Source organism: Streptomyces sp. NPDC107471, from assembly GCF_055582845.1.
In genome coordinates, this window is record NZ_JBVJPC010000001.1 from 289528 (window position 1) to 313168 (window position 23641).

Sequence of the window (23641 nt, forward strand, 5' to 3'; positions counted from 1 at the left end):
GCTCCTTGTGTCGGTGGTGGCCGGCCGGGGCGGCCGGACGGGGCCGGGGCGGTGCGGCCCCCCGGGCGGTCCTGCGCAGGTGGCCGGTCCAGAACCGTTCTCGCGGCGGCTCCGCCCAACCGCCCGCTGCGCCGTCGCACCGGCCGCCACCGGACCGCGACCGACGACAAGGCCAACGCCCTGCCACGGTCCGGACGCGGCCCCACGGACGCCACGCCCGGCCGTCGACGGTGTGCGGCCGGTGACCGGTGCCGCCTCGCGGCGTGTGCGGGTCACTGGCCCGCCAGGCCCGTGTGGGCCACGCCGGCGACGATCTGGCGCTGGAAGAAGACGAAGACGACGATCAGGGGGAGGCCGGCCATGAGGCCGCCGGCCATGAGCTGGGCCCACTGGATGCCGTAGGAGTTCATGACGGTCGCGATGCCGTTCGGCATGGTCATCAGGTCGGGGTTGTTGGTCACCATGTACGGCCACAGGAAGTTGTTCCAGGAGGCGATGAAGGTGAAGATGCCGACCGCCGCCAGCGAGGGACGGGCCAGCGGGACCACGATCGTGAGGAAGACCCGCCAGCGGCCCGCGCCGTCGATGAACGCGGCCTCCTCCAGCTCGCGCGGCACGCCCTGGAAGAACTTGTAGAGGATGTAGACCATCGCGGCCGGCGCGCACTGCGGCAGGATCATGCCCCAGTACGTGTCGACCATCCCCATCTGCTGGACCGTGGTGAACAGGGGCACGCCGAGGACGGCCGGGGAGATCATCAGACCCGACATCACGATGCCCATCAGGACGCTCTTGCCGCGGAACTCCGTACGGGCGAAGCCGTATCCGGCCAGCGCGCTGACCGTCAGCACGACGGAGGTGACGCAGATCGACACCACCAGCGAGTTGATGAACCAGTTGGTGATGTTGCCGGTCTCCCACAGCGCCTTCCACGCCTGGACCGTCCAGACCTCCGGCAGCCAGTGCGGCGGGATCTCGGCCGCCTCCGCCTCGGACTTGAGCGAGGTGAACAGCGCGGCCGCGATCGGCGCGACGAAGACGGCGGAGACGGCGACACCGAGCAGCGTGAGGACGATCTGGCTGGGCGTCCAGGGTTTGCGGGAGCTCTTGCGGGCTGGTACGGCGGTGGTCATCGGCCGCTCTCCTCACGGTTGCGCAGCAGCCACATCCGGGCCAGGGCGACGACTGCGATGATCACGAAGAAGATGATGGACATCGCGGAGGCGTAGCCCACGCGGTAGCTGGTGAAGCCCTGTTCGAGGGTGTACTGCACGAAGGAGCGGGTGCTGACCTCCGGTCCCGGCCCGAAGTCCATCATCACGACGGCCTGGTCGAAGAGCTGGAGCGAGGCGAGGATCTGGAGCGCGATCACCAGACCGGTGATGTGGCGCAGCATCGGCAGGGTGATGTGGACCATGCGGTGCCAGGCGTTGGCCCCGTCCAGCTTCGCGGCCTCGTAGAGGTGGTCGGGGATGCCCTGGAGGGCGGCGAGGTAGAGCAGGAAGCTGAAGCCGACGGTCCACCACAGGGTCTCGATGACGATGGCGAGCATGGCGTACGACTTGTCGGTCAGCCAGGGCGTGTCGAGCCCGAAGGTCTCGTTGATCAGGCCGATGCCCTGGGTGAACAGCCACTGGAACATGTTGGCGGCGACCGTCGAGGGCAGCAGGAACGGCACGAAGAAGCACAGCCGCCACAGCCACTTCCCGCGCTCGATGTGGTGGGCGAGCATCGCCAGCAGGAAGGCCAGGACCGTGATGCAGGGGACGACCAGCAGCGTGAAGTAGGCGCTGTGGCCGAGCGCGTCCCACATCGCCGCGTCGTGCAGGGCCTCGCGGTAGTTGTCGAGGCCGACGAAGCTCGCGCCCTCGCCGGAGATGTTGGCGTCGGTGAAGCTGAGGTAGACGCCGCGCAGCAGCGGCCAGATCACGAACAGCACGAAGAGCGCCAGGAACGGGGCGACGAACCAGCCCCCGTGCTGGAAGCCCTGTTTGCGGCGCACGGTGGCGACGGCGGTCGCGGTCCTGGTGCGGGCCGGCGCGGCGACGGCCCCGGTCGTCATGTGAGCGCTGGTCGTCATGCGACCGCACCTCCCTGCGCGGCGGTCCTGCCGTCCATCGGGTTCTTGGCGGCGAGGAGTTTGGTGAGGTGTTTCCTCATGGTCTGCGCGACCGACGCCGGCTTGGCGGAGCCCATCGTCGAGGAGACGACGAGCGGGCCGAGGTCCTGGGCGAGCACGCCGGTGGAGCCCGCGAACCACACCTTCGGCTCGGTGGCCTGGTGGTCCATGGCGCTGACGTACTCGTTCTGCGGGGTGAGCTTCTTGTACGCGTCGGTGGAGAGCGTCGGTGTGTAGGCGGGGATGTGGCCGCCGGCCGCCCACTGGAGGGCGTGGGTGACGACGTACGCGGCGAGTTGGTGGGCGCCCTCGTTGGTGGCGCCGCCGCGGCCGGACTGGTGGGGCAGGACGAAGGCGTGCGACTCGGCGTGGGTGGCCTGCTTGCCGAAGACGGGCGGCAGCGGGGTCGCGCCGTAGTCCAGTTCCGCGCCGGAGAAGACCGGCACGGACCAGTTGCCCTCCCAGGTGAAGGGGGCGCCGTTGATGAACTGCTCGCCGGTGGGGGCGCCGGGGATGACGTACCCGTCGGTGACGTGGCGGCGGAGGAACTCCAGGACCTGGGTGGCCTTGTCGGGGTCGAAGAGCACCTCGGTGTTGTCGGCGTCGAACCACTTGCCGCCGAGCTGGGTGTAGAAGGCGACGAAGAACCACCACTGGAAGTTCTGGTCGTTGGTCCACAGGCCGATGGTCTGCAGACCCTTCTTCTGGGCCGCCTTGGCCTTCTTGAGGACGTCGAACCACTCGTCGGTGGAGGTGACCGGGACCATCCGGCCGTCGTCGCCGAGCAGGCCCGCCTTGCCGAGCACGTCCTTGCGGTAGAAGCAGAGCTGGACGTGGATGTCGAGGGGAAGGGCGTAGAGCTTGCCGTCGATGACACCGCGCTTCCACAGCGCCGGGTTGTAGTCCTGCTCCCGTACGCCGTACTTGGCGAGCAGGTCGACGTCCCAGGGGTCGAGGAGGCGGCCGGGCGAGAACCCGGTGACCCGGCCCATGTGCATGACGCCGAGGTCGGGGGCGCGGTTGCCCGCGGCCGCCATGGCGAGTTTGGTGTAGAAGGGGTTGCCCCACTGGAGGGTGGAGTCCTTCACGTCGATGTCCGGATTGGCCTTGCGGAAGGCGTCCAGCATCGCAATCATGTTCGCCCCGTCGCCTCCACTGAAGAGGTTCCAGTAGCGCACCCGGGTGTCCGCGCCGGAGGCGAGCGCGTCGGCCCCGGTGCCGAGGGCCGCGAAGCCGAAGCCGGCGGCCACCGTCAGTCCGCCGGCCGTGGCGAGAAGTTGCCTGCGGCTCAGGTCAGGTCGTCCCATTCCCTGCCCCATCTGTTCGAGATATCGAATTGCGCTCGTAACTTCGAACGGGACCGTAGGCAGGAAGCGCTTTCCAGTCAATGGGTTGCGCAGGAAAATCGTTGCCCCGGTCCACCGGTCGAACAGCGGACGAGGACCGGGCGCCGGATCGCGTGACGGGGACAGTTCAGGGCGCGTAGGCTCGAACGGCCCGTCCTACGGCGACGGGAGAGTTCAGGGGGTGGGATGGACATCGCGGGCGCGCGCAGGAGTGCGGCCCGGATCGCCTCGGCGCTGCGGCGCACCCGTGCGACCCCGGCCATGCGCGACCTGGTCTCCGGCCTCAGCGCCGCGGTCCGGGCCGCCCCGCGGGCCCCGGCCGACGTGCCCGAGCTGTGCCGCGTACTGTGCCGGGAGATGAGCGCGCGCCGCGGCGGCCGGCCCCTCGACCTGCGTTTCGAACGGTTCCCCGACGAGATCGCGGTCACCGGGCTGTGGGTGGAGTTCGAGGACTTCGACCTCGTCATCGTCGAGGAACGCGCCGAGGAGATGCAGCAGTTGGTCATCCTGGGCCATGAGCTGTGGCACCTGCACGCGGGCCACGCCCACCACCACGCGGCCGCGGCGAACGCGCTCGCCGGCCGGCCCGGCTGGGACTCGGTCGCCCTGACCGTGGCCGCCCGCAACGGCTCCCGGGAGGCGGACGAGGCGGAGGCGGACGACTTCGGGCATCGGTTGGCGGCGGCGTTCCGGCCCTACGCGAGCGGAGGAAGCGGCACCGCTCCCGACCCCGTCCAGCGGTCCCTCGGCTACCGCCGGTCCGGAGGCAGGGCACTGTGACACGCGTTCCCCTGGCCGAAGGCGCCGGTGGGTTCCTCACCGGGCTGTACATCTCCTTCTGGCTGCCCGCCCTGGTCCTGACCGCGGCCCTGGTGATCAAACTGCCCAGCATCCTCAAGCTGTGGCGGGACCCGTTGCTGCGGGCCGTGGGCGGCCTGCTGCTGTTCGCCTGCGCGGTGTTCGTCTTCGCGGCTCCCGGCACCATCGCCTGGACCAACCGCGTCACCGGCGTGCCCAACATCGCGGCACCCTGGGTGTACTCCCTGCTCACCGCCCTGTCCGCGTCCTGGCTGCTGCTGGTCGTGCACTGGCGCAACGGCCACACCGACCGCCGGGAGCAGACGCGGCGCGCCACCCGCTGGGTGGTCTCGGTCTACGCGGGCGTGGTCGTCGCGCTGTGGGTGCTGTTCGCGCTCGCCGACGTGCCCGTGGAGCAGATCCGGGACCTGGACACCTACTACGCGAGTACGCCGTTCATGCGCGAGGAGATCCTGCTCTACCTCCTCGCGCACGCCGTGGCCTGCTCGATCACGACCCGGCTCGTGTGGAACTGGATCCGGACCGACGGCCTCGACGGCTGGCTCCGCTGGGGCCTGCGGTTCCTGGGCATCGGCTACGCGACCAACCTGCTCTTCGGCGCGGCCAAGCTCACCGCCGTGGTCGCCCGCTGGACCGGCCACGACCTGGACTGGCTGAACACCAACATCGCGCCGTCGGCCGCCTGTATCGCCGCCACCTTCGTCGCGATCGGCTTCATCGTCCCGCACGCCGGGCAGTACCTGCAGGACCGCTGGCTGGTGCGCCGTCGCTACCGGAACCTGAAGCCGCTCGCCCGGCTGCTGCGGACCGTCGCCGGCGGCCGCGAGCCGCTCGCGCTGCGGGCCACCGCCGAGATGCGCCTGATCCGCCGTGAGACCTACATCCGCGACGCGCTGCTGTACCTGTCCCGCTTCCTGGACGAGGACCTGCGCCGCCGGGCCTACGACGCCGCCCTGGCCCTCGGCCACGAGCGCGGCCGGGCACAGGAACTGGCCGCCGCGGTGACGATCGTGGACGCCGTCGAGACCCGCGGGCGGGCTCCGGACGGCGACGGCCGGTGCGAGGCCGACACCACTTACCTGCTCCAGGAGATCCAGGCCGTGTCCGAAGCCCTGGGCCGCCCCGACGAGATCTCGGCGGTCCGTGTCCGCGCGACCGTCCCGACAGAGAGCCTCTCCACGCATGACTGAACGTCCCTCCCCCGCCAGAGTCGCTGTCGTCCTCGGGGGATCCCACACCGGCATGCTCGCGGCCCGGGCCCTGGCCGGCCTCGCCGACCGGGTCGTCGTCGTGGAGCGTGACGAGCTGCCCGTGGCGGCCGCACCCCGCAAGGGGCTCCCGCAGGCCCGGCACGCCCACATGCTCTGGTCGGGCGGGGTCCGGGCGATGGAGCACCTGCTGCCGGGCGTCACCCGGGCGCTTCTGGAGGCCGGGGCGCGCCGGGCCCCGGTCACCACGGACATGGTCGTCCTCTCGTCGCACGGCTGGTTCCGGCGCTGGCCCGAGTCGCACCATGTGATCCTGGCGAGCCGCGACCTGCTGGACGCCACGGTCCGGGCCCGGGTCCTCGCCGACGACCGGATCGAGCTGCTCGCGGGCACGGAGGTACGGGGACTGGTGGGCGACGCGCGGGCGGTCACCGGGGTCCGGGTGCGGGAACGGGACGGCCGGGAGCGGACCGTGGCGGCCGGCCTGGTCGTGGATGCCACCGGCCGGGGTTCGGGGGCGCCCCGCTGGCTCGCCGGGCTCGGGCTGCCGGCGCCGGAGCAGCGGGAGATAGACCCCGGCCTCGTGTACGCCAGCCGGCTCTACCTCGCGCCCGAGCAGGCCCGCGACGGCTTCCCGGTGGTCAACGTGCAGTCCGACCCGCAGGACGGCGGCCCCGGCCGGGCGGGCTTCCTGCTGCCCATCGAGGACGGCCGCTGGATCGTCACCCTCAGTGGCACCCGCGGCGGCGAACCGGGTTCCGCCGCGGACGCCTTCCTGCCGTTCGCCCGCGAGCGACTGCGGCACCCGCTCATCGGCGACCTGATCGCCCGCGCCGAGCCGCTGTCCGACGTCGCCGTCACCCGTACGACCGTCAACCGCCGGCACTTCTACGAGCGGATGCGGGCCTGGCCTGAGCATTTCGCGGTCCTCGGCGACGCGGTCGCGGCGTACAACCCGCTCTACGGACACGGACTGGCCGTGGGAGCGCAGAGCGCCCTGCTGCTGCGGGAGTTGACCGAGCGTCACGGCTTCGGCTCGCCCGGTCTGTCCCGCCGTGTCCAGAAGGCGGTCGCGCGGCCCGTCGGGGCGGCCTGGGATCTCGCCGGTGGACAGGACGTCTTCTACCCGGGGGCGACGCGGGAGGGGCCGACCCGGCGGGACCGGCTCGTGGCCGCCTACGTGTCCCGGCTCATGCGCACGGCCACGGGGAACGGACGCATCGCCCGCCGGGTGACGGACGTGACATCGCTGGAGCGGCGGGCGGAGGTGCTGCTGGGGCCGTCGGTCCTGCTGGCGGCGCTGGCCGGGCCGTTGAAGCCACCGTTGGCCGCGCCGCCGCTGACCGCCCTGGAGCTGAAGCGGGCGGGGCTTCAGTAGTCAGCCCGCGAACGGCTGCTGTCGTACGCCCTTCCCCGCCCCCGGCACCACCAGCAGCGACCCCGCCACCGGATGCGGGTCCGTGAGCCCCACGCGGGCCGTCGTGACGTACAGGTCGGTCAGGTCCGGGCCGCCGAAGGCGCACGCGGTGACGCGCGGGGTCGGGAGGGTGATCACCCGGTCCAGCTCGCCGTCGGGTGTGTACCGGCGGACCGCTCCGCCGTCCCACAGCGCGACCCAGACGCAGCCGTCGGCGTCGACGGTGAGCCCGTCGGGGAACCCGGCGCCGTCCTCGACGGCGACGAGGGTCCGGCGACCGGAGATCCGACCGTTCTCGTGGTCGAAGACGTCGACGCGGCGGGTCGGCGAGTCGATGTAGTACATGAGCCGGCCGTCGGGGCTCCAGCCGGTGCCGTTGCTCACGGCCACGTCGTCGAGGACGGTGCGGTGCGTGCCGTCACCGGTGACCCGGGACAGGGTGCCGCCGCCCGGGGCCTCGTCGTAGCGCATGGTGCCGGCCCACAGGGAGCCGTCGGGGGCCACGGCGGCGTCGTTGGCGCGGCGGCCGGGGACGGGCTCGTGGTGCAGCCAGCGGAAGGTGCCGTCGGGGTCCAGCAGGGCCACGCCGTCCCGCAGGTTGAGGACGAGTCCGCCGCCGGCGCGCGGTTTGACGGCACCGATGTGCTGGTCGAGGACGCGGACCGTGCGCTGCCCGGAGACCGGGTCGTAGCTGTGCAGCCGGGCGCCGAGGATGTCGATCCACAGGAGCCGTTCGCCGTCCCAGGTGGGTCCCTCGCCGAGGGTGGCCAGGGCGCGTACGGCGACGTCGTACGTCGTGCACCGGGTCATGCCACGCTCCGGTGACCGAGGCGCTCGGACAGCTCGGCGGCGCCCTTGGCGGCGAGCTGCTCCAGCTCGCCGAGGCGGTCGTCGCTCCAGCGGATCATCGGCACGGAGATGGAGAGCGCGGCGACGACCTGCCCGGTGCGGTCGCGGACCGGGGCGGCGACGCAGGAGACGTCCGGGTTGGACTCGCGGTTCTCGACAGCGACGCCGCGCTGCCGGATCTCGTCGAGGGCCTCGCGCAGGGCGGCCGGGTCGGTGATGCTGTTGGGCGTCATGGCCACGAGCGTGCCGTCCTCCGGGATACGGGAGGCGAGCTGCGGCTCGGGAAGGGAGGCGAGGAGCATCTTGCCGACGGAGGTGCAGTGCGCGGGCAGGCGACGACCGGCGGCCGACACCATCCGCACGGCGTGCGTCGAGTCGACCTTGGCGATGTAGATGACGTCGGTGCCCTCCAGGATCGCCACGTGCACGGTCTCGTCACAGGTCTCGGCGACGGACCGGGCCACCTGCTGTCCCTCGGCGGCGAGGTCGAGCTGCTCGGCGTACCGGCTGCCGAGCTGGTAGGGCCGTACCCCGAGCCGGTAGCGTCCCGGCTGGCCCGGGACCTGGACGATGTACGACCGGGCGGCCAGAGTGGTCACCAGCTCGTGCACGGTGGTGCGCGGCAACTGCAGCCTGCGCACGATGTCGGGGGCGGAGAGCGTCCCGTCCCCGTCGAGGAAGAGCTCGAGAATGTCGAGAGCCCGGGTCACGGCAGGTACGAGGCGTCCCACAACCGGCCCCCTCCCTTTGCGTCTAAGGCGTCTGCGTTCGAAATTTCAACAGACGATCGGCATGACGAACACAGGCTAGCGACAGGCGGTTTCCCCGGGCAATGGGCAGACGCCCCCCGAACTCCCTTTCCGCCGTATTTCCCCAGTTGGGACCCGCCGCCCCGCCCCCACCACTACTGTGCACGTGTGCGACACGTCACATTGCGTGGCCGGTCCCCCAGCTCCCCCCGCAACCGCCGAGCCCGCAGTACCAGTTCCAGTTCGAAGCGGCGGTCCGGGTCGTCTATCTCGTCGCCCCACAGTTCGCGGATCTGGCGGAGGCGGTAGCGGACGGTCTGGGGGTGGACGCCGAGGCGGGCCGCCACTTCGGGGGCGCCGCCCCTGGTCTCCAGCCAGGCGAGCAGGGTCTCCGCGAGGCGGCGGCCGTGGGTGGGGCCGCAGTGGCGCAGGGGGGCCAGGCAGCGCCGGGCCAGGTCGTCGATCAGTTCCTCCGGCTGGAGCAGGACCAGGGCCTCGGTGTGTTCGGTGCAGTAGAGCACGTCCCCGGTGGGGAGCAGATCGCGTTCCATGAGGCGTACGGCGGCCTCGGCCCAGCGGAGGGATTTCGCCGCGTCGGTGAGCGGGACCGGGGGGCCGATGGCGCCGGCCCAGCCGGTCAGGGCGCGGTGCAGGAGTTCGGGGCGGCCCGCCGCGTCCGGTTCCGGGACGACCATGCGGGGCTGTTCGTAGTCCATGTCGAGCAGGACGCTCTGGCCCACCGCGGGCGGCACCGCCTCGCGGGCCGGGCGGAGCAGGACGCCGACCGCCACCTTCTGCGGGAGGGGCCAGCCGATGCGGGCCGCGCGTTCCGTCAGCGCGTCCGCCGGATCGCCCCGGTGGCGTTCGGCGAGGAGTAACTCCATCAGGCGGCGCTGGAGGCGCAGGCGCTCTCCGGCCTGCCGGGCCGCCGCTTCCGCGTAACCGCGGACCGACTGGTCGACCAGGCCGTCGAGGTACTCGTAGCCCGCGTCCACCAGTTCGTACATCGCCGGCGGCGGGATCTCGACGCGCTGGCCGATGTCGGCGAACCGGCGCCAGGCCAGCCGTACGCCCATCCGGTAGATCGCCTGGAGGGAGTCCAGGCTGCGGCCGTTGAGTCCCTCGCCGCGGCCGAACTCCTGGAAGACCCCCGGGGGGACCGTCGGGCGGCCCTCCGCCGTCTCCAGGTGCTGGACGAAGACCTCGATCGCGCGGCGGATGCCGACCAGGGCCATGGGTTCGCCGGACTCGTCCAGGACGACCGGCAGGTGCGGGTACTCGCGGCGGATCTCGCGCAGGATCTCCTCCGCGAGGGCCGGCGCCTCGGACATGGCGATGGCGGCGAACCGGCGGACCTGGAGGCGGGGGACGTCATGCCAGGCCGAGCGGGCGTTCAGGGCTGCCGGTCGGGCGGACACGGGTCAACTCCCCTGGTCCGTCTGCTCGTAGGTGATCAGGGGTGTGTTGGGCTGCTCGGGCGTCGCCTCGAGGAGCGCGACGATGCCGAGGGCGGCACCGAGGGCGAGCAATGCGGCGGCCACGACGGTCAGTGCGGCGGCGAGCAGTCTGGACATCGCAGGGGCAGCCTCTCTCGAGCGGCTCGATCCGGCGTCCCACCCAGCATCCAAGCCCGGTACCCACCCTGCCTGTCGACCCAGTGTCGACAGCGCAGTGACAATCCGTCAAGACATTGACACCCGGTGCCAACCCGCCTACGGTCTCCGGCCCATAGAGCGGCCCGAACTCCGTCATCTCACGCCCCAGGAGTGTCCGGATGCGCCGTACAGCCTCTCCAATCTCCCTGATTCTGCTGGGACTCGGCACGTTTCTGCTGGTACTGGCGCCGCTGCTCGCGTGGTACGTGCAACCACGCGCCGCCGTGAACCCGATCGACATCGACCAGACCGCCGTCTACCGCGGGACGGGCAGCGTCTTCGACACCGAGGAGCTGGAGACGGTCCCCGGACAGCGGATCACCGTCACCCAGCGAGTGCGCGGCGACGTCGAGGACAGTGAGCGCAGCGGCCGGGCCGCGGTGTGGGACGTGACCACCAGCGTCGACACCGACAAGTCGCTGCCGGCCTCCGACCCGCACGACGCCCTGGAGTTCGTACCGCACCGCTGGGTCATGGACCGCAGGACCACCAAGCCGGTGCACTGCTGCGGCGAGAAGCCGTACATCGAGGGCGAGGCGTACCTGAAATTCCCCTTTGACGTGCAGCGACGCTCCTACCAGTGGTGGGACAACTCCCTGGGTTCGACGGTGACGTTGCGTTATCAGGGTACGAAGAAGGTTCAGGGGTACACGGGTTACCGGTTCACCGGCACGGTCGCCCCGGCGAGGACCGGGACGCGGCTCGTGCCGGGCACGATCGTAGGCGAACCCGGCCGGCCGCAGGTGCTGGCCGAGGAGTGGTACTCCAACCACGGCATCGAGCTGGTCGTCGACCAGCGCACCGGCCGGGTCGTCTACGCACAGGTGGGCCCGAAGCGCACCCTGCGGGCCCCCGGCGCGAAGAAGGACGCCGTCGTGCTGCTCGACAGCCGCAGGATCGCGTTCACCACCGCGACCCAGAAGGAAGCGGTGCGGCTGGCCGAGCGGGACAGCGGCCAACTGCGAGCGGTGGGCGAGACCTTGCCGATCGGGGCGGCTGTGGCTGGATTCGTGCTGGCTGCCGTGGGGGGCGTTTTGGTGGTACGGGGACGCAGGCGCCCCGAGTCCACCGATATGAGCGATACGCCCCAGCCCGTTCTCACGATGTGACTGGACGTCAGCTCTAACAAGCCCGGAAATTGTCACGTGCGTGAGTAGCCACGGCGTACGGGTGGGCGAAAACTGTGCCACCCCACCCGAGCACAGCCCGTCCACACCCCCCTCCCAGGAAGCGCTCAGTCCCCCCACAACCAGCCGGAAGAGATCGTTGAGTTCCGCACCCTGAGACGAGTTGGAGCACCCATGCCCCAGCACGTGCCCCATCCGCTGCGCACGTCTCCCCAGGCGTCGCAGTGGCAACCCTCATCGCACGGCCCGCACCACTCCTCGGCGCTCCCCCCACCCCCGCGCCGAATCGTTTTTCTCGCCCATCGTGACCTCGACAACCCGGCCGCCGGCGGCTCCGAGCTCCTCGTCGACCGGCTCGCCGACGGACTGACCCGGCTCGGCCATCAGGTGACCCTCCTGTGCGGCGGCCCGGCCGCCTACCGGGACTACCGGGTCGTCTCGGCGGGCGGCGAGTTCGGGCACTATCTGCGCGCCCGTACGGCCTTCGCCCGCCAGGTCGGCGAGACCGACCTGCTGGTCGAGGTCTGCAACGGCATGCCGTACCTCGCGCCCCTGTGGCACCACGGCCCCACCCTGTGCCTGGTCAACCATGTGCACACCGACCTGTGGAGGATGCGGTTCGGCGGGCCCCTGGCCCCGGCCGCGCGGATCGGCCGAAGACTCGAACACTGGGCGCTGGCCGGTGCGGCGGCCCGCCGGCGGAGTCTGCTGGTCGCCGTGTCCCCGTCTACGGCCCAGGCCCTGCGCGCGATCGGCGTCGAGCGGGACCGCATCCGGGTCGTGCACAACGGCGTCGAGGAGCCGGAGCCGCTGGTGCGCCGCTCACCGGAACCGCTCTTCGTGGCCGTGGGCCGGCTCGTCGAGTACAAGCGGATCGATCTGCTGCTGAGACTGTGGGAGCGGGTACGGCCGGTCACCGGCGGCCGGCTGGTGATCGTCGGCGACGGCCCCGAACGCGCCCGGCTGGAGCAACTCGCCGGTCCGGGTGTGGAGTTCACCGGCCATGTCTCCGAGGCGGAGAAGCACCGGCTGCTGTGCGAGGCGTGGCTGCTGCTCCATCCCTCCGCCGTGGAGGGGTGGGGGCTGGTCGTCACCGAGGCCGCGACCCGCGAGACGCCGACGATCGCCTTCGACGTGCCCGGGCTGCGGGACTCCGTCGTGGACGGGGAGACCGGGGTGCTCGCGCGCGGCGAGTCCTCGTTCGCCGCCGCCTGGTGCGCCTTGGCTCTGTCCTCGCATCGGCGGGAGCTGATGGGCAAGGCTGCTCGGGATCGGGCGGCGCAATTCCGTTGGCACCGGACTGTCAGACAGTTCCGTGCGGTTGCTTCGGAGGCGGTGAGGAGCTGGGGGCCGTGAGTCGGGTGCGGCGTCGTCGTGGCTGGTCGCGCCTGCGCGGCGGTAGCCGCATGTTCAACACCGCCCCGCGCCCCTACGAGTTGAAGGACCCCTCGTTTCGACGTTCTCTCGCTCTCCTTCACGCCTTTCGGCACGAGCAGGATGATCCCGGCGCCTGCTACGCGCTGCTCGCCCGCGACGCCGTGGACCAGGTCGAGGCCTACGACGGCCCGGTCGCCGGCCGCACGGTCGTGGACGTCGGCGGCGGCAGCGGGTACTTCACCGAGGAGTTCCGCAGACGGGGCGCCCACGCCTTCCTCTTCGAGCCCGATCCCGCCGAGCTGGGGGAGAAACCGCCCGACGCCACCGTGATCGCCGACGGCTATCTGCTCCCGCTGCGGGACGCGGCCGCCGACGTGACCTTCTCCTCCAACGTCCTTGAGCACGTGGCCGATCCGGAGACCTTCCTCAGCGAGCTCGTCCGGGTGACCCGGCCTGGCGGGCTGATCTACGTGTCGTTCACCAACTGGCTGTCCCCGTGGGGCGGTCACGAGTGGGCGCCCTGGCACTACCTGGGTGCCGAGCGGGCCCGCGCCCGCTACCGGCGCCGTACCGGAAGGGCCGCCAAACACACCCTCGGCGAGAACCTGTTCGCCGTGCACATCGGCCCGACCCTGCGGCAGGTGCGTGCCCGGGACGACGTCACGGTCGTCTCGGCGCGCTCCCGCTACTGGCCCTTCCTCGCGGAGACCGTCGTACGGGCTCCCGGCATCCGCGAGGTCGCCACCTGGAACCTCCTCCTCATCCTCCGGCGGTGTCCACCATGACGACGTCCACGGTCCAGGCCCCTCCACCGGCAGCCGTCCCCACCACCGCGATCATGTCCGGCCCCCCGGAGGGCCCGCGGTCGCGGAGCTGGCTGCTGGGGTTCTGGGCCGTGGTCTTCGTGCTGTTCCTGGCGGTGCACCCGGGCCGGCAGACCTTCGACACCAAGCTGGGCGTCACCACGGACCCGGGGCGGTTCCTCGCCGACCTCGGGCAGCTCTGGCACGACCAGGGCTCCTTCGGCGGCATCCAGGACCAGTACGTCGGCTATCTCTGGCCGATGCTGCCGTTCTACTGGCTGGGCCACGCCCTCCAGTTGCCGGTGTGGCTGGTGGAGCGGCTGTGGCTGTCGGTGGTCGTGTCGGTGGCCTTCTGGGGGGCGCTGCGGCTGGCCGAACGGCTGCGTGTCGGCACGGGGGCGTCCCGGCTGCTCGCCGCCGTCGCCTACGCCCTGTGGCCGACCTTCACCGTCGTCGTCGGCTCGACCTCCGCGGCCGCGCTGCCCGGCGCCTTCCTGCCGTGGGTGCTGCTGCCCCTGACGAACGAGCGGTACGGCGCCCGGATCGCCGCCCTGCGCTCGGCGCTGGTCGTCCCGTTCATGGGCGGGGTCAACGCGGCCTCCACCCTGGCCTGTCTGCTCCCGGTCGGGCTGTACCTCCTGTCCCGGCCGCCCGGGCCACGGCAGCGCCAACTGATCGCCTGGTGGGTGCCCGGCGTGGTCCTGGCGACGGCCTGGTGGGTGATCCCGCTGCTGCTGCTCGGCTTCTACGGCGAGAACTTCCTGCCGTACGTCGAGAGCGCGCGCACCACCACGGAGACGATGTCGGCGACGGAGGCCCTGCGCGGCGCCGGCAACTGGGTCGCCTATCTGCACCTGGGGGAGGCGTGGCTGCCGGCCGGCTGGACCGTGGCCACCTCGGTGATCGTGATCCTCGGCTCGGCGTTCGCGGCCGGGCTCGGCCTCGCCGGACTGGCGCGACGGGACCTGCCGGAGCGCCGGTGGCTGGTGCTGACCGCGCTGACGGCCGTCCTGGTGCTGCTCGCCGGGTACGGCGGCGCGTTCGGCGCCCCCTTCCACGGGCCGGTGCAGGACTGGCTGGACGGCGGTCTCGCGCCGTTCCGCAACATCTACAAGTTCCAGCCCGGCCTGGCGCTCGCCCTCGTGCTGGGTCTCGCCCATGTGGTCGGCGTGGCCGCCGAGCCGCGCGGGGCGAGAGCGGTCAGGGGCCGCCGGTACGCCCCGCTCGTCGCGGCGGTCCTCGTCCTTCCCGGACTGCTGTGGCCGTACCTCAACGGCTCGATCCTGAACCCCGGTTCCTTCCAGGAGCTGCCGAAGTACTGGCACAGCACGGCCGACTGGCTGGAGAAGTACTCCCCCGACTCGCGCGCCCTCGTCGTCCCCGCGACCGCGCACGGCATCTACACCTGGGGCTCCCCCATCGACCAGCCCCTCGACGTCCTCGCCGAGTCCCGCTGGGCACAGCGCGACTACGTCCCCTTCGGGACCCCGGGCAACCGGCGGGCCATGGACGCGGTCGAGCAGGCGCTGCTGACCGGCGGCGACATACCGGGCCTCGCCGACTACTTGAGCCGGGCCGGGGTGTACTACGTCGTCGTCCGCAACGACCTCGACCCCGACCAGATCGGCGCGGTGTCGTCCTCGGTGGTCAAACGGGCCCTGGAGCAGTCCGGCTACGAGCGGGTGACCGGCCTCGGGCCGCTCATGACGGGCGGGCGGATCGCGCACGACACCCCGCTCCAGATCGAGGGGCTGTACCCGAGGCAGCGGGCGGTGGAGATCTACCGGCCGGCGAGCGAGGACGTACCGCGGCCCGGACAGGCGGGACTGATGCCGGTCGCCGACACCGCCCAGGTGTCCGGCGGCCCCGAGTCCCTGCTGCCGCTCGCGACCGAACTGCGCGGCCGGGCCTCGGTGTTGACCGGTGACAACCACCCCGGGCTCGGCACCCCGCCGCTCCAGGTCGTCGGCGACGGACTGCGCCGCGCGGACACCCGCTTCGGGCTCGTCAACGCCAACACGTCGTACACGTACACCGAGGACGAGCTGAACGCCTCCGGGGCCGCACAGGACGCCGGGGAGAAGCCGCACCAGATCCTGCCGACGACCGGCCAGGCGCACCAGACGGTCGCGGAACTGCGCGGCGCCCGCTCGGTGACGGCCTCCTCGTACGGCAACTGGCTGTTCCACCTGCCGCAGTTCGACCCCGTCAACGCCTTCGACGGCAACCCGGACACCGCCTGGGCGGAGGGCGTCGCGGGCTCACCCGACGGGCAGTGGCTGCGCATCGGCCTGTCCGATCCCGGGTACGACATGCCCTCGTCGTTCAAGGTCACGCCGTTGCCGCAGGAGAGCGTGCGGTCGGCGGCCACCAAGGTGCGGGTGGAGACGGAGCGGGGGTCCCGGACCAGCTTCCTGCGGCCCGACGGCTCGACGCAGAGCGTCAAGGCGCCTTCCGGGGCGACGAGTTGGATGAAGCTCACCATCGTCGACTCGGTCGCGCGGCGGACCGGGCTCGCCGGTGCCGGGTTCTCCGAGATCTACCTGCCGCACGTGCAGGTGACCCGGCTGCTGCGGCTGCCGACCGACGCCGACCGCGCGGACTCCGACGCCGAGGTCGTCTCCCTGCACCGGGTCCCGGACCCGGCCGGGATCTCCCCGACCGGCACGGAGGCCGGCCTGCACCGCCGCTTCACCACGGCGGCCCCGGGCACGTACGCGGTGAAGGCGAACGCGGTGCCCGTGTCCGGTGAGGAGCTCGACAGGCTGCTGTACGAGGTCGCCCCCGACCAGCGCAACCGCATCACCGCGACCGCAGACTCCACGGCCCACCTCGGCACCGGACTGTCGGCCCGCAACCTCACCGACGGCGACCTCACGACGGCGTGGATCGCGGGCGACCGCCCCACCGTCCATCTGAGGTGGGCCGGCAAGCAGCCCGTGTCCGAGGTGGTGCTGGCGGCCGCGGGCGGCCTGTCCACCCGCCCCACCGAGGTCGACATCACCTCCCCCGACGGCGCGACGGTCGCCGGGGTCGACGAGAACGGCGCGGTGCGCTTCCCCGCCATCACGACCGACCGCCTCGACATCACGATCACCAAGACGGCCCCGCTGGTCCTGCACAACCCGGTCGCCGACGAGGACCTCCAGCTCCCCGTGGGACTCACGGAGGCGTACATCCCGGCCCTCGACCAGTACCGGACCCCGCAGCCCAAGGCCGACCGGACGTTCTCCCTGCCGTGCGGCAAGGGCCCGGTGACGGCGATCGACGGGAAGCTGTACCAGACGGGCGTGTCGGGCCGGATCCGCGACCTGACCGAGCGGCGGGCGCTGACGGTGACGCTCTGCCAGTCGGGCCGCTCCGACGCCGAGCTGTCCCTCGGCGCCGGCGAGCATGTCGTCGAGGGCGGGGACGCCGGACCGCTCGCCCTGACCGACGTCACCCTGACCCGCGGCACGATCGCCGAACCAACTGCCCTGACACGCGATTTGAAGGTACGGGACTGGCTGGGCGACCGGCGCGAGGCGACCGTCGGCTCGGGCGCCGCCTCGTACCTGACGACGTACGAGAACTACAACGACGGCTGGAAAGCCACCCTGAACGGCGAGACCCTCACCCCGCTGCGGCTCGACGGCTGGCAGCAGGGCTGGCGGGTCCCCGCGGGGGCGGGCGGCACCGTGAAACTGTCGTACGAGCCGGCGACGACGTACGACGGGGCGCTGATCGGCAGCGGGGTCGCCCTGCTGGTGCTGGTGGGCCTGGTGCTGTGGCGCAGGCACTCCCCGAACCCCGACGAGCCGCAGCCGGTGCCTCCGGCGCCGGGGGTGTGGCTCGGGGCGGTGGCGCTCACGCTGGTGGGCGTGGTGATCGCCGGGTGGTTCGCGCTGCTGGTCCCGGCGCTGGCGCTGCTCGCGTCCCGACGGCACGGGCTCCTGGTGCCGATCGCCTTCGTGGCCCTGGCCGGGGCGGGCATCGCGGCGGCGGTGGGCGCGGGCGAGCCGGTGGGCGCGTCGGAGGGTGCCTTCGGGCACGCGGCCCAACTGCTGGCGCTGATGGGGCTGTTCGCGGCGCTGGTGAGTGTGGGTGAACGGGAGGCGCCCCCGGACTCCGAGGCACCGACCCGGCAACTGCCGCCGGTCCAGGTGGAGAAGGGAAGGGGCGACCCGGCATGACGCCTCCCGCGCGGATCCCGTTCCCGGTCGTGGACGAGGTCTCCCGCCACTGCCTCCAGGAGGAGGAGCCGGAGACGGTCCACATCGAGGTGCACCTGCCGGGACGCCTGGACCGGTCCCGGCTGCGGAAGGCGTTCCTGGAGGCCCTCCACCGTCACCCCCGGATCCTGATGCGGGAGGCCCAGGGGGGTTGGTTGCGCCGCCGCTACGAGTGGGAGCTGACGGCGGAACCGGATGTGGAGGTGGTGACCTTCCCGACGCCGGGGAGAAACGCGTTGCGGGACGCGAGGACAAGGGCCCTGACAGAGGCACCCCCACTCGCACTGTCCCCACCGATCCGACTGGAGGTGGTGGAGGAAGCAGGCCAAGCGGAAGCAAGCGAGGCATCGGACATGGTCGGCCTGCACCCACATCCTCAGGGGCGCGGGGCACTGCGCGACAAGCCCCCACCGGCCGGCAGCCAGAAACCCACCGTCCTCTTCCTCACCGTCAATCACACCGCCCTGGACGGCCCCGCCTGCCTCCGCATCCTCGCCACGGCAGCCGAGATCTACGGCGGCAAGGACAACTCCCCCACCCCGGCTCCCACCCGCGCACCGGACCCCCCACAGATCCCGGAGACACCCTCCAACTGGACCCGCCCGGCCCGCGTGGCGAAGGGCGCACCCGAGCACACCCCCGGCAACGGGCTCCTCGTCACCGAACTCCCCCTCCCCCACCGCCCCAAGGGCTCCCCCTACACGGTCAACGACCAGCTCATGGTCACCACCGCCCTGACCATCGCCCACTGGAACAGAGAACACGGCGAGACCCCCCGCCCCCTGCGCATCACGATGCCCGTGGACGACCGCCCCAGGGACATGACCATGCCCATAGGAAACGGCACCCGGCTGGTGGAAGTCCCCTTCGTCCCGGACGAGTTGACGCACGCGGCGCAAGACATGCCCGACCTCCTGCGCCGCACCGCCCGACGAACCCGCGCCCTCAAATCCCTCAGCCGCCCCCAACTCGGCCACGGCGCGGGACTCCTCACCGCCCCCGTCACCCCGGTGACCTGGCGCGCGGCACTCACCAGAGGTCTCCGAAGGGCCGCCGCCCCCTGGACCTCCACCACCCTCCTCAGCAACATCGGCCGCATCCCGTACCCGCTGGACTTCGGCGAGGAGGCCGGCCGCCCGCACGCCGTGTGGTTCTCGGCGCCCGCCCGGATGCCCCGCGGGCTCACCGTCACGACCGCCTCGACCGCGGGCCGGCTGCATCTCGCCCTGCGCTGGTCGCGGTCCCTGCTCGGGCACGGCGACGGCGCGCATCTGCGGGACCTGTTCGAGCACTACCTGCACACCACGGAGGTGGCCCCGTGAACACCACCGCGCCCCCGCGCCGCGGCCTCAGGGACTTCTACGAGGACCCGGCCGTCCCGGTCGCCTCCGGCACCCCGCGTTCCCTGCGCCAGGCCCGTATGCTCGCCGCCGCCCTCGGCACCGCCGGCACGGCCCCGCGCACCGTCCTGGACATCGGCTGCGGCGACGGCACCGCGGCCGCCACCGCCGCCCCGCTCCTCACCGGCCACCGGATCGTCGGCGTCGACTGGTCCCAGGACGCCCTCAAGCGCGCCCGCGCCCGGCTGCCGTACGCCGTCCGCGGTGAACTGACCGACTCCGGGCTGCCGTTCGGGGACGCCTCCGTGGACGCCGTGCTGTTCAGCGAGGTCGTCGAGCACCTGGTCGACCCGGACTCGGCGCTGGACGAGATCCGCCGCGTCCTGCGCCCCGGAGGCCATCTCATGCTGTCCACCCCGAACCTGGCCGCCTGGTACAACCGCGGACTGCTGCTGGCCGGTGTCCAGCCGGTGTTCTCGGAGGTGAGCCTGCGGGCCGTCCACGGACGGCCGGGGCGGGAGGTCGTGGGGCATCTGCGGCTGTACACGGCGCGTGCGCTGCGGGAGTTCGTCGCGGCGTCCGGCTTCGAGGTCGTACGGCTGGCGGGGGCGCCCTTCCACGGGGTGCCGCGTCCGCTGCGCGCACTGGACCGGCTGGCGTGTGCCAGACCGTCGCTCGCGTCGATCCTGCTGCTGCACGCGCGCAAGCCCTGAGGGGGCGTGGACCATGTGGTGGGGAGTGGCGGCGGCCCTGTTGGCGAACACCCTCTACAGCGTCGGGTTCGTGCTGGAGAAACGGGCGCTCACCGACCTGCCCGAGGTGTCGATCCGGCAACCCGCCCGGCTGTTGTCGCTGGTGATCAGGAGCCCGCTCTGGATCGGTGGCTCGCTGTCCCTGGCGGCCGGGTTCGGGGCACAGCTCGCGGTCTACCGAACGCTGCCGATCGCGGCCGCGCAGGGCATCTTCGTCTCCGGTCTGGTGCTGCTGGTGCTGCTGTCGGCGCGGCTGCTGGGCGAGGAGACGACCGGGCGGGAACGGTTCGCCCTGGGCGCCATCCTCGCCGCGCTCCTCATGGTCGTGCTGTCCCTGAAGCAGGGCTCGGACCGGGTCAGCCAGGACGCTCCCTACCAGCTCATCCTGCTGGTGTGCGTGCCGTCGCTGGCGGCGGGCGTGTGGCTGTACGGGTCCGCCGAGCGGCGCACCAGACACCGGCACCGCCTGCCGACGACGGGCGTCGAGTACGGCGTGGCGGTCGGCCTGCTGTACGGGGTCAGCTCGCTCGCGATCAAGGGCGTGTCGAGCTCTCTGACGTCAAGTGGGCTCGGCAGCGCGGTGGTTGAGCTGTTGCGGTCCCCTTATCCGTATCTCCTGTTGTTCACCGGGGCGTTCGGCCTGGTGATGTCGCAGGCGGCGCTGCAGCGCTGCCGGGCGTCGCTGATCGTGCCGGTGTGCACGACGGTGACCTGTCTGTACACCGCGGTGCTCGGCACGCTCTCGTTCGGCGAGTCGCTGCCCCACGACCCGGTGCGGCTCGCGCTGCGCCTCGCGGGCACGGTGCTCGCCGTCGCCGTCCTGCTGAGCATGCCCAAGCACGATCAGGCGCCACAACCCCCCATCGGTACCAAGGAGTTGACGCCACCATGAACCCCGACGACCCGCTGCTGCAGATCCTGGCGTGCCCGCTCGACAAGGGGCCCCTGCACCTCGTACCGCCGGACGAGGCCCTCTACAACCCCCGGCTGCACCGCCGCTACCCGATAGTCGACGGCATCCCGCAGTTGCTGCCGGCCTCGGGCGAGCAGGTGACCGACGACCAGCACGAGGACCTCCTGCGCCGGTGTACCGGGGGTTCCCCCCAGACCCCCGGGACGACCCCGTGACCGGGCCGGCCCGCACCTGGGCGGCGAGGGTGGCCCCCCACCTGCCCACCCGTCTCGTCGCGGCGGCCGCCCGGGCGGTGTACCCGCGCTTCGAGCCGGAGCTGGCACGGCTGGCCGAGCTGTGCCCGGCGGACTGCCGCACGGCGGTGGACGTGGGCGGCTGGTACGGGCCGTGGACGCGCCGGCTGGCCGGACGGGCCCGGCAGGTGGTGACCGTCGAGCCGGTCCCCCATCTGGCCCGGCTGCTGACCTCGGCGGCCCCGCCGAACGTGCGGGTCGTCCAGGCCGCCGCCGCGGACCGCCCGGGCACCGCCCGGCTGTGGCTGCCGCCCGGCGACGAGGGCGACCGCGGGGTGTCCTCCCTGGTCCGGCGGGACATCCACGGCCGGGCGGTGGACGTCCGCTGCGTCACGCTGGACGAACTCGGCCTGAAGGACGTCGGCTTCATCAAGATCGACGTGGACGGGAGCGAGCTGGCGGTGCTGCGCGGGGCCACCGGCGTCCTCGCACGCGACCGGCCCGCGCTCTTCGTGGAACTGGAGTCCCGGATCCAGCCGATCGCGCCGGTCGTCACCTATCTCGCCCTGCTCGGCTACGACGGCTGGGTGCTGCCCCGCACCACCTGGGTGCCGCTGTCCGGCTTCCCCCTGGAGGCCCACCAGGAGACGGCCTCGTACGTCGTCGACCAGGGCCTGCTCCGCCGGGTCCTGCCCCTCCTGCGCCGCCCCCGGTACGTCAACTCGGTGCTCTTCCTCCCCGACGGCCGCCGGCCCGGTGTCGCCCGTGCGGAGCCGGAGGGCGCGTCGGTGGCGAGGGGAAGAGCGCGCGGAGGCCCGGAGGGGTGAGCACGGTCTTCCCCTCGCCACCGGCTGAAGCGCCCGGAGGCGGAGCACCCTGGGGAGCGGCCGTGCGCGACGATGGGGAGCATGCCCTCCGGAAAGCCCCCGGCCAGTCCCTTCACCGTCCATGACTTCCAACTGGTCCTGCTGCGCCGCATGGCCGACCACAACCCCGGCCCGGTGGAGGACGCCCGGCACACCCTGGGCGTGTCCATCGCCGAGATGCGGGAGGCCAACAGGCGCTGGCAGGCGATGGTCCGCTCCCCGCGGGCCCGTGCCGCCGCCTCCCGGTACCGCTCGGTCCTCGGCGCCCCGGAGACCGTCCTGACCCGCACGGTGGGCGACCTGGAGTGCGAGGCCTGGCTCTGGCCCGTCCCGCTCTGGCCCGACCTCCGTTTCGAGGTCCTCCTCTCCCCGACCGGCGCCGTCTGGAACGAGTGGCTGATCCGCGCGCCGGGTGCCCGGGGCCCCGCCCTGCGCACCCTCGCCGACCTCACCCCCTGGTCGTGCACGGTCGACGAGGCGGCCCGCGCCTTCCCCCCGGCCCGCCCCCTGGAGGGCACCGCCCCGACCCGCTGGGGCCTGGCCTTCACGGCCCCGGACGAGGAGGGCGCACGACGAGAGGTGGTCGCCGAGTTCACCTGGGGACTGCTGCAACGCCTCACGATCCGCTGACCGCGTCCCGCGGGCCCCTCGGGTCGCCGCGGTGGACCGGCGCCGCGTCCCCACCGACCGTCAGGCCGTCGGCTCCACCACGTCCGCCACCACGCAACTGACGTTGTCCGGGCCGCCCGCGCAGTTCGCCGCGTCGACCAGGGCGTGCACGGCCGTGTCGGGGGTGGCCGCCGTGCTGAGCAGGTCGCGGACGGCCGGGTCGGGGACGACGGCGCAGAGACCGTCCGAGCACAGCAGATAGCGGTCGCCGGGCTGTGCGTCATGCAGTCCCAGGTCCGGGGCGCCGGTCGTGAGGGCCTTGAGGAGCAGGGCCCGCTGGGGGTGGCTGACCGCCTCCTCCGCGGTCAGCCGACCCTCGTCGACCAGCGACTGGACCACCGTGTGGTCGTGGGTGATGCGGAACAGCTCGCCGCCGCGCAGGAGGTAGGCGCGCGAGTCGCCGACGTGGACGAGGGCGAGCCGGGAGCCGGTCCACAGCAGGGCGGTCAGGGTGGTGCCGTTCTCGTCGGCGCCCGCGGCCACGCCCCGCACCGCCTCGCTCGCCCCGTGCACGGCGTCCTCCAGCAGGTTGAGGACGTTCCCGGCCGGGAGTTCGGCGCGGTCCAGGAACCGCAGCGCCGCCACGGCCGCGTTGCTGGCCGGGCCGCCCGCAGGACCGTACCCGTCGGCGACCGCGAGGAGGCGGGCCCCCGCGTACGCCGTGTCCTGGTTGGCGGGGCGGACCAGACCGGGGTCCGAGTGGGCGCAGTAGCGCAGTTCGAGCACGGGGGTCTCCTTCCTCGGTGCTGCCGTCAGCTCGTCGACGAGGAACGCGGCGAGGTCCCGCCGTACGGCCGTCTCCGCCTCCACCCGCGCCCAGTACGCCCGGATCTCCCCGGCGGCAGCGGCGGGCGGGAGCGCGCAGACCGTGCGGATGCGGGCCAGCGGCATGCCCAGCCGCCGCAGCCAGGCCACCAGCCGGGCCCGTTCGAGCTGGTCCGGGGTGTAGTAGCGGTAGCCCGTGGCCGCGTCGACGCGCGCCGAACGCAGCAGCTCCAGCTCGTCGTAGAGCCGCAGCGCCTTCGGCGACAGACGGCACGCCCGCGCGAAGGCCCCGATCGTCAGCCACTCCATACGGCCTCCTCCGTTCCTCGCCCCGATGGTGAGGCTTCACCGAGGGGGAAGGTAAAGCGGTTGCCGCGGTTGCGTCCGCCGTGGTTAGCCTTCCGGTCGAGCCGTACGGGAGTC

General features: G+C 72.5%; 21 protein-coding genes. 13 read left to right on the forward strand and 8 right to left on the reverse strand.

Annotated features, from left to right (window positions below):
- Window positions 1–272: 272 nt before the first annotated feature.
- Genes ACZ66S_RS01330 through ACZ66S_RS01340 form a run of 3 tightly spaced genes read right to left on the reverse strand, consistent with a single transcriptional unit; the run spans window position 273 to window position 3426 of the window.
- Window positions 273–1133 carry a carbohydrate ABC transporter permease gene (locus ACZ66S_RS01330; RefSeq protein ID WP_469898833.1) on the reverse strand — a complete coding sequence of 287 codons (861 nt, stop codon included), beginning with the start codon at window positions 1131–1133 and terminating at the stop codon, window positions 273–275.
- A complete protein-coding gene (locus tag ACZ66S_RS01335) occupies window positions 1130–2080 on the reverse strand; it encodes a carbohydrate ABC transporter permease (protein ID WP_469898834.1) in 951 nt (316 codons plus the stop codon). Before ACZ66S_RS01335 ends, ACZ66S_RS01330 begins: the two co-directional genes overlap by 4 nt.
- Entirely contained in the window at window positions 2077–3426 is a 1350-nt protein-coding gene (locus ACZ66S_RS01340) for an extracellular solute-binding protein (RefSeq protein WP_469898836.1), read from the reverse strand. Before ACZ66S_RS01340 ends, ACZ66S_RS01335 begins: the two co-directional genes overlap by 4 nt.
- A gap of 225 nt (window positions 3427–3651) precedes the next feature.
- Here ACZ66S_RS01340 and ACZ66S_RS01345 point away from each other — a divergent pair, with 225 nt between their 5' ends.
- From ACZ66S_RS01345 to ACZ66S_RS01355, 3 genes are read left to right on the forward strand one after another with little or no spacing between them, the layout of a single operon-like run.
- Window positions 3652–4245, forward strand: coding sequence for a toxin-antitoxin system, toxin component family protein (locus tag ACZ66S_RS01345; RefSeq protein WP_469898837.1), 594 nt, complete (start codon window positions 3652–3654; stop codon window positions 4243–4245).
- Window positions 4242–5474: an MAB_1171c family putative transporter gene (locus ACZ66S_RS01350; RefSeq protein ID WP_469898839.1), complete on the forward strand. Its 1233-nt coding sequence runs from the start codon at window positions 4242–4244 to the stop codon at window positions 5472–5474. The genes ACZ66S_RS01345 and ACZ66S_RS01350 overlap by 4 nt, the downstream gene beginning before the upstream one ends.
- Window positions 5467–6870: an NAD(P)/FAD-dependent oxidoreductase gene (locus tag ACZ66S_RS01355; protein ID WP_469898841.1), complete on the forward strand. Its 1404-nt coding sequence runs from the start codon at window positions 5467–5469 to the stop codon at window positions 6868–6870. The genes ACZ66S_RS01350 and ACZ66S_RS01355 overlap by 8 nt, the downstream gene beginning before the upstream one ends.
- On the opposite strand, the gene ACZ66S_RS01360 is transcribed toward ACZ66S_RS01355, so the two are convergent.
- From ACZ66S_RS01360 to ACZ66S_RS01375, 4 genes are all read right to left on the reverse strand, one after another.
- Complete coding sequence (locus tag ACZ66S_RS01360) at window positions 6871–7719, reverse strand: SMP-30/gluconolactonase/LRE family protein (RefSeq protein ID WP_469898842.1); 849 nt, start codon at window positions 7717–7719, stop codon at window positions 6871–6873.
- The gene (locus ACZ66S_RS01365; RefSeq protein ID WP_469898843.1) at window positions 7716–8489 is read right to left on the reverse strand and encodes an IclR family transcriptional regulator; all 774 of its coding nucleotides are present in this window, start codon (window positions 8487–8489) and stop codon (window positions 7716–7718) included. The genes ACZ66S_RS01360 and ACZ66S_RS01365 overlap by 4 nt, the downstream gene beginning before the upstream one ends.
- Before the next feature lie 173 nt (window positions 8490–8662).
- Entirely contained in the window at window positions 8663–9925 is a 1263-nt protein-coding gene (locus ACZ66S_RS01370) for a PucR family transcriptional regulator (protein ID WP_469898844.1), read from the reverse strand.
- A 3-nt stretch (window positions 9926–9928) separates the two neighbouring features.
- Window positions 9929–10081, reverse strand: coding sequence for a hypothetical protein (locus ACZ66S_RS01375; protein WP_185092818.1), 153 nt, complete (start codon window positions 10079–10081; stop codon window positions 9929–9931).
- A 200-nt stretch (window positions 10082–10281) separates the two neighbouring features.
- Here ACZ66S_RS01375 and pgfA point away from each other — a divergent pair, with 200 nt between their 5' ends.
- From pgfA to ACZ66S_RS01425, 10 genes are all read left to right on the forward strand, one after another.
- Window positions 10282–11271 (forward strand): cell envelope lipid trafficking protein PgfA, encoded by a 990-nt coding sequence (gene pgfA / locus ACZ66S_RS01380; RefSeq protein ID WP_469898845.1) that lies wholly within the window; start codon window positions 10282–10284, stop codon window positions 11269–11271.
- 192 nt (window positions 11272–11463) lie between these two features.
- Window positions 11464–12645, forward strand: coding sequence for a glycosyltransferase family 4 protein (locus ACZ66S_RS01385; protein ID WP_469898846.1), 1182 nt, complete (start codon window positions 11464–11466; stop codon window positions 12643–12645).
- 50 nt (window positions 12646–12695) lie between these two features.
- A complete protein-coding gene (locus ACZ66S_RS01390; protein ID WP_469898847.1) occupies window positions 12696–13451 on the forward strand; it encodes a class I SAM-dependent methyltransferase in 756 nt (251 codons plus the stop codon).
- Complete coding sequence (locus ACZ66S_RS01395; RefSeq protein ID WP_469898848.1) at window positions 13448–17641, forward strand: DUF3367 domain-containing protein; 4194 nt, start codon at window positions 13448–13450, stop codon at window positions 17639–17641. Before ACZ66S_RS01390 ends, ACZ66S_RS01395 begins: the two co-directional genes overlap by 4 nt.
- Window positions 17638–19002, forward strand: coding sequence for a condensation protein (locus ACZ66S_RS01400; protein WP_469898849.1), 1365 nt, complete (start codon window positions 17638–17640; stop codon window positions 19000–19002). The genes ACZ66S_RS01395 and ACZ66S_RS01400 overlap by 4 nt, the downstream gene beginning before the upstream one ends.
- The gene (locus ACZ66S_RS01405) at window positions 18999–19733 is read left to right on the forward strand and encodes a class I SAM-dependent methyltransferase (protein ID WP_469898850.1); all 735 of its coding nucleotides are present in this window, start codon (window positions 18999–19001) and stop codon (window positions 19731–19733) included. The genes ACZ66S_RS01400 and ACZ66S_RS01405 overlap by 4 nt, the downstream gene beginning before the upstream one ends.
- A gap of 25 nt (window positions 19734–19758) precedes the next feature.
- Window positions 19759–20664: a hypothetical protein gene (locus ACZ66S_RS01410; RefSeq protein WP_469899653.1), complete on the forward strand. Its 906-nt coding sequence runs from the start codon at window positions 19759–19761 to the stop codon at window positions 20662–20664.
- Window positions 20661–20900 carry a Trm112 family protein gene (locus ACZ66S_RS01415; RefSeq protein WP_402640223.1) on the forward strand — a complete coding sequence of 80 codons (240 nt, stop codon included), beginning with the start codon at window positions 20661–20663 and terminating at the stop codon, window positions 20898–20900. The genes ACZ66S_RS01410 and ACZ66S_RS01415 overlap by 4 nt, the downstream gene beginning before the upstream one ends.
- Window positions 20897–21745 carry an FkbM family methyltransferase gene (locus tag ACZ66S_RS01420; RefSeq protein ID WP_469898852.1) on the forward strand — a complete coding sequence of 283 codons (849 nt, stop codon included), beginning with the start codon at window positions 20897–20899 and terminating at the stop codon, window positions 21743–21745. The genes ACZ66S_RS01415 and ACZ66S_RS01420 overlap by 4 nt, the downstream gene beginning before the upstream one ends.
- A 72-nt stretch (window positions 21746–21817) precedes the next feature.
- Window positions 21818–22414, forward strand: a complete 597-nt coding sequence (locus ACZ66S_RS01425) for a hypothetical protein (protein WP_469898853.1) — start codon at window positions 21818–21820, stop codon at window positions 22412–22414.
- A gap of 60 nt (window positions 22415–22474) precedes the next feature.
- On the opposite strand, the gene ACZ66S_RS01430 is transcribed toward ACZ66S_RS01425, so the two are convergent.
- Window positions 22475–23527 (reverse strand): MerR family transcriptional regulator, encoded by a 1053-nt coding sequence (locus ACZ66S_RS01430; RefSeq protein WP_469898854.1) that lies wholly within the window; start codon window positions 23525–23527, stop codon window positions 22475–22477.
- Window positions 23528–23641: the final 114 nt, after the last annotated feature.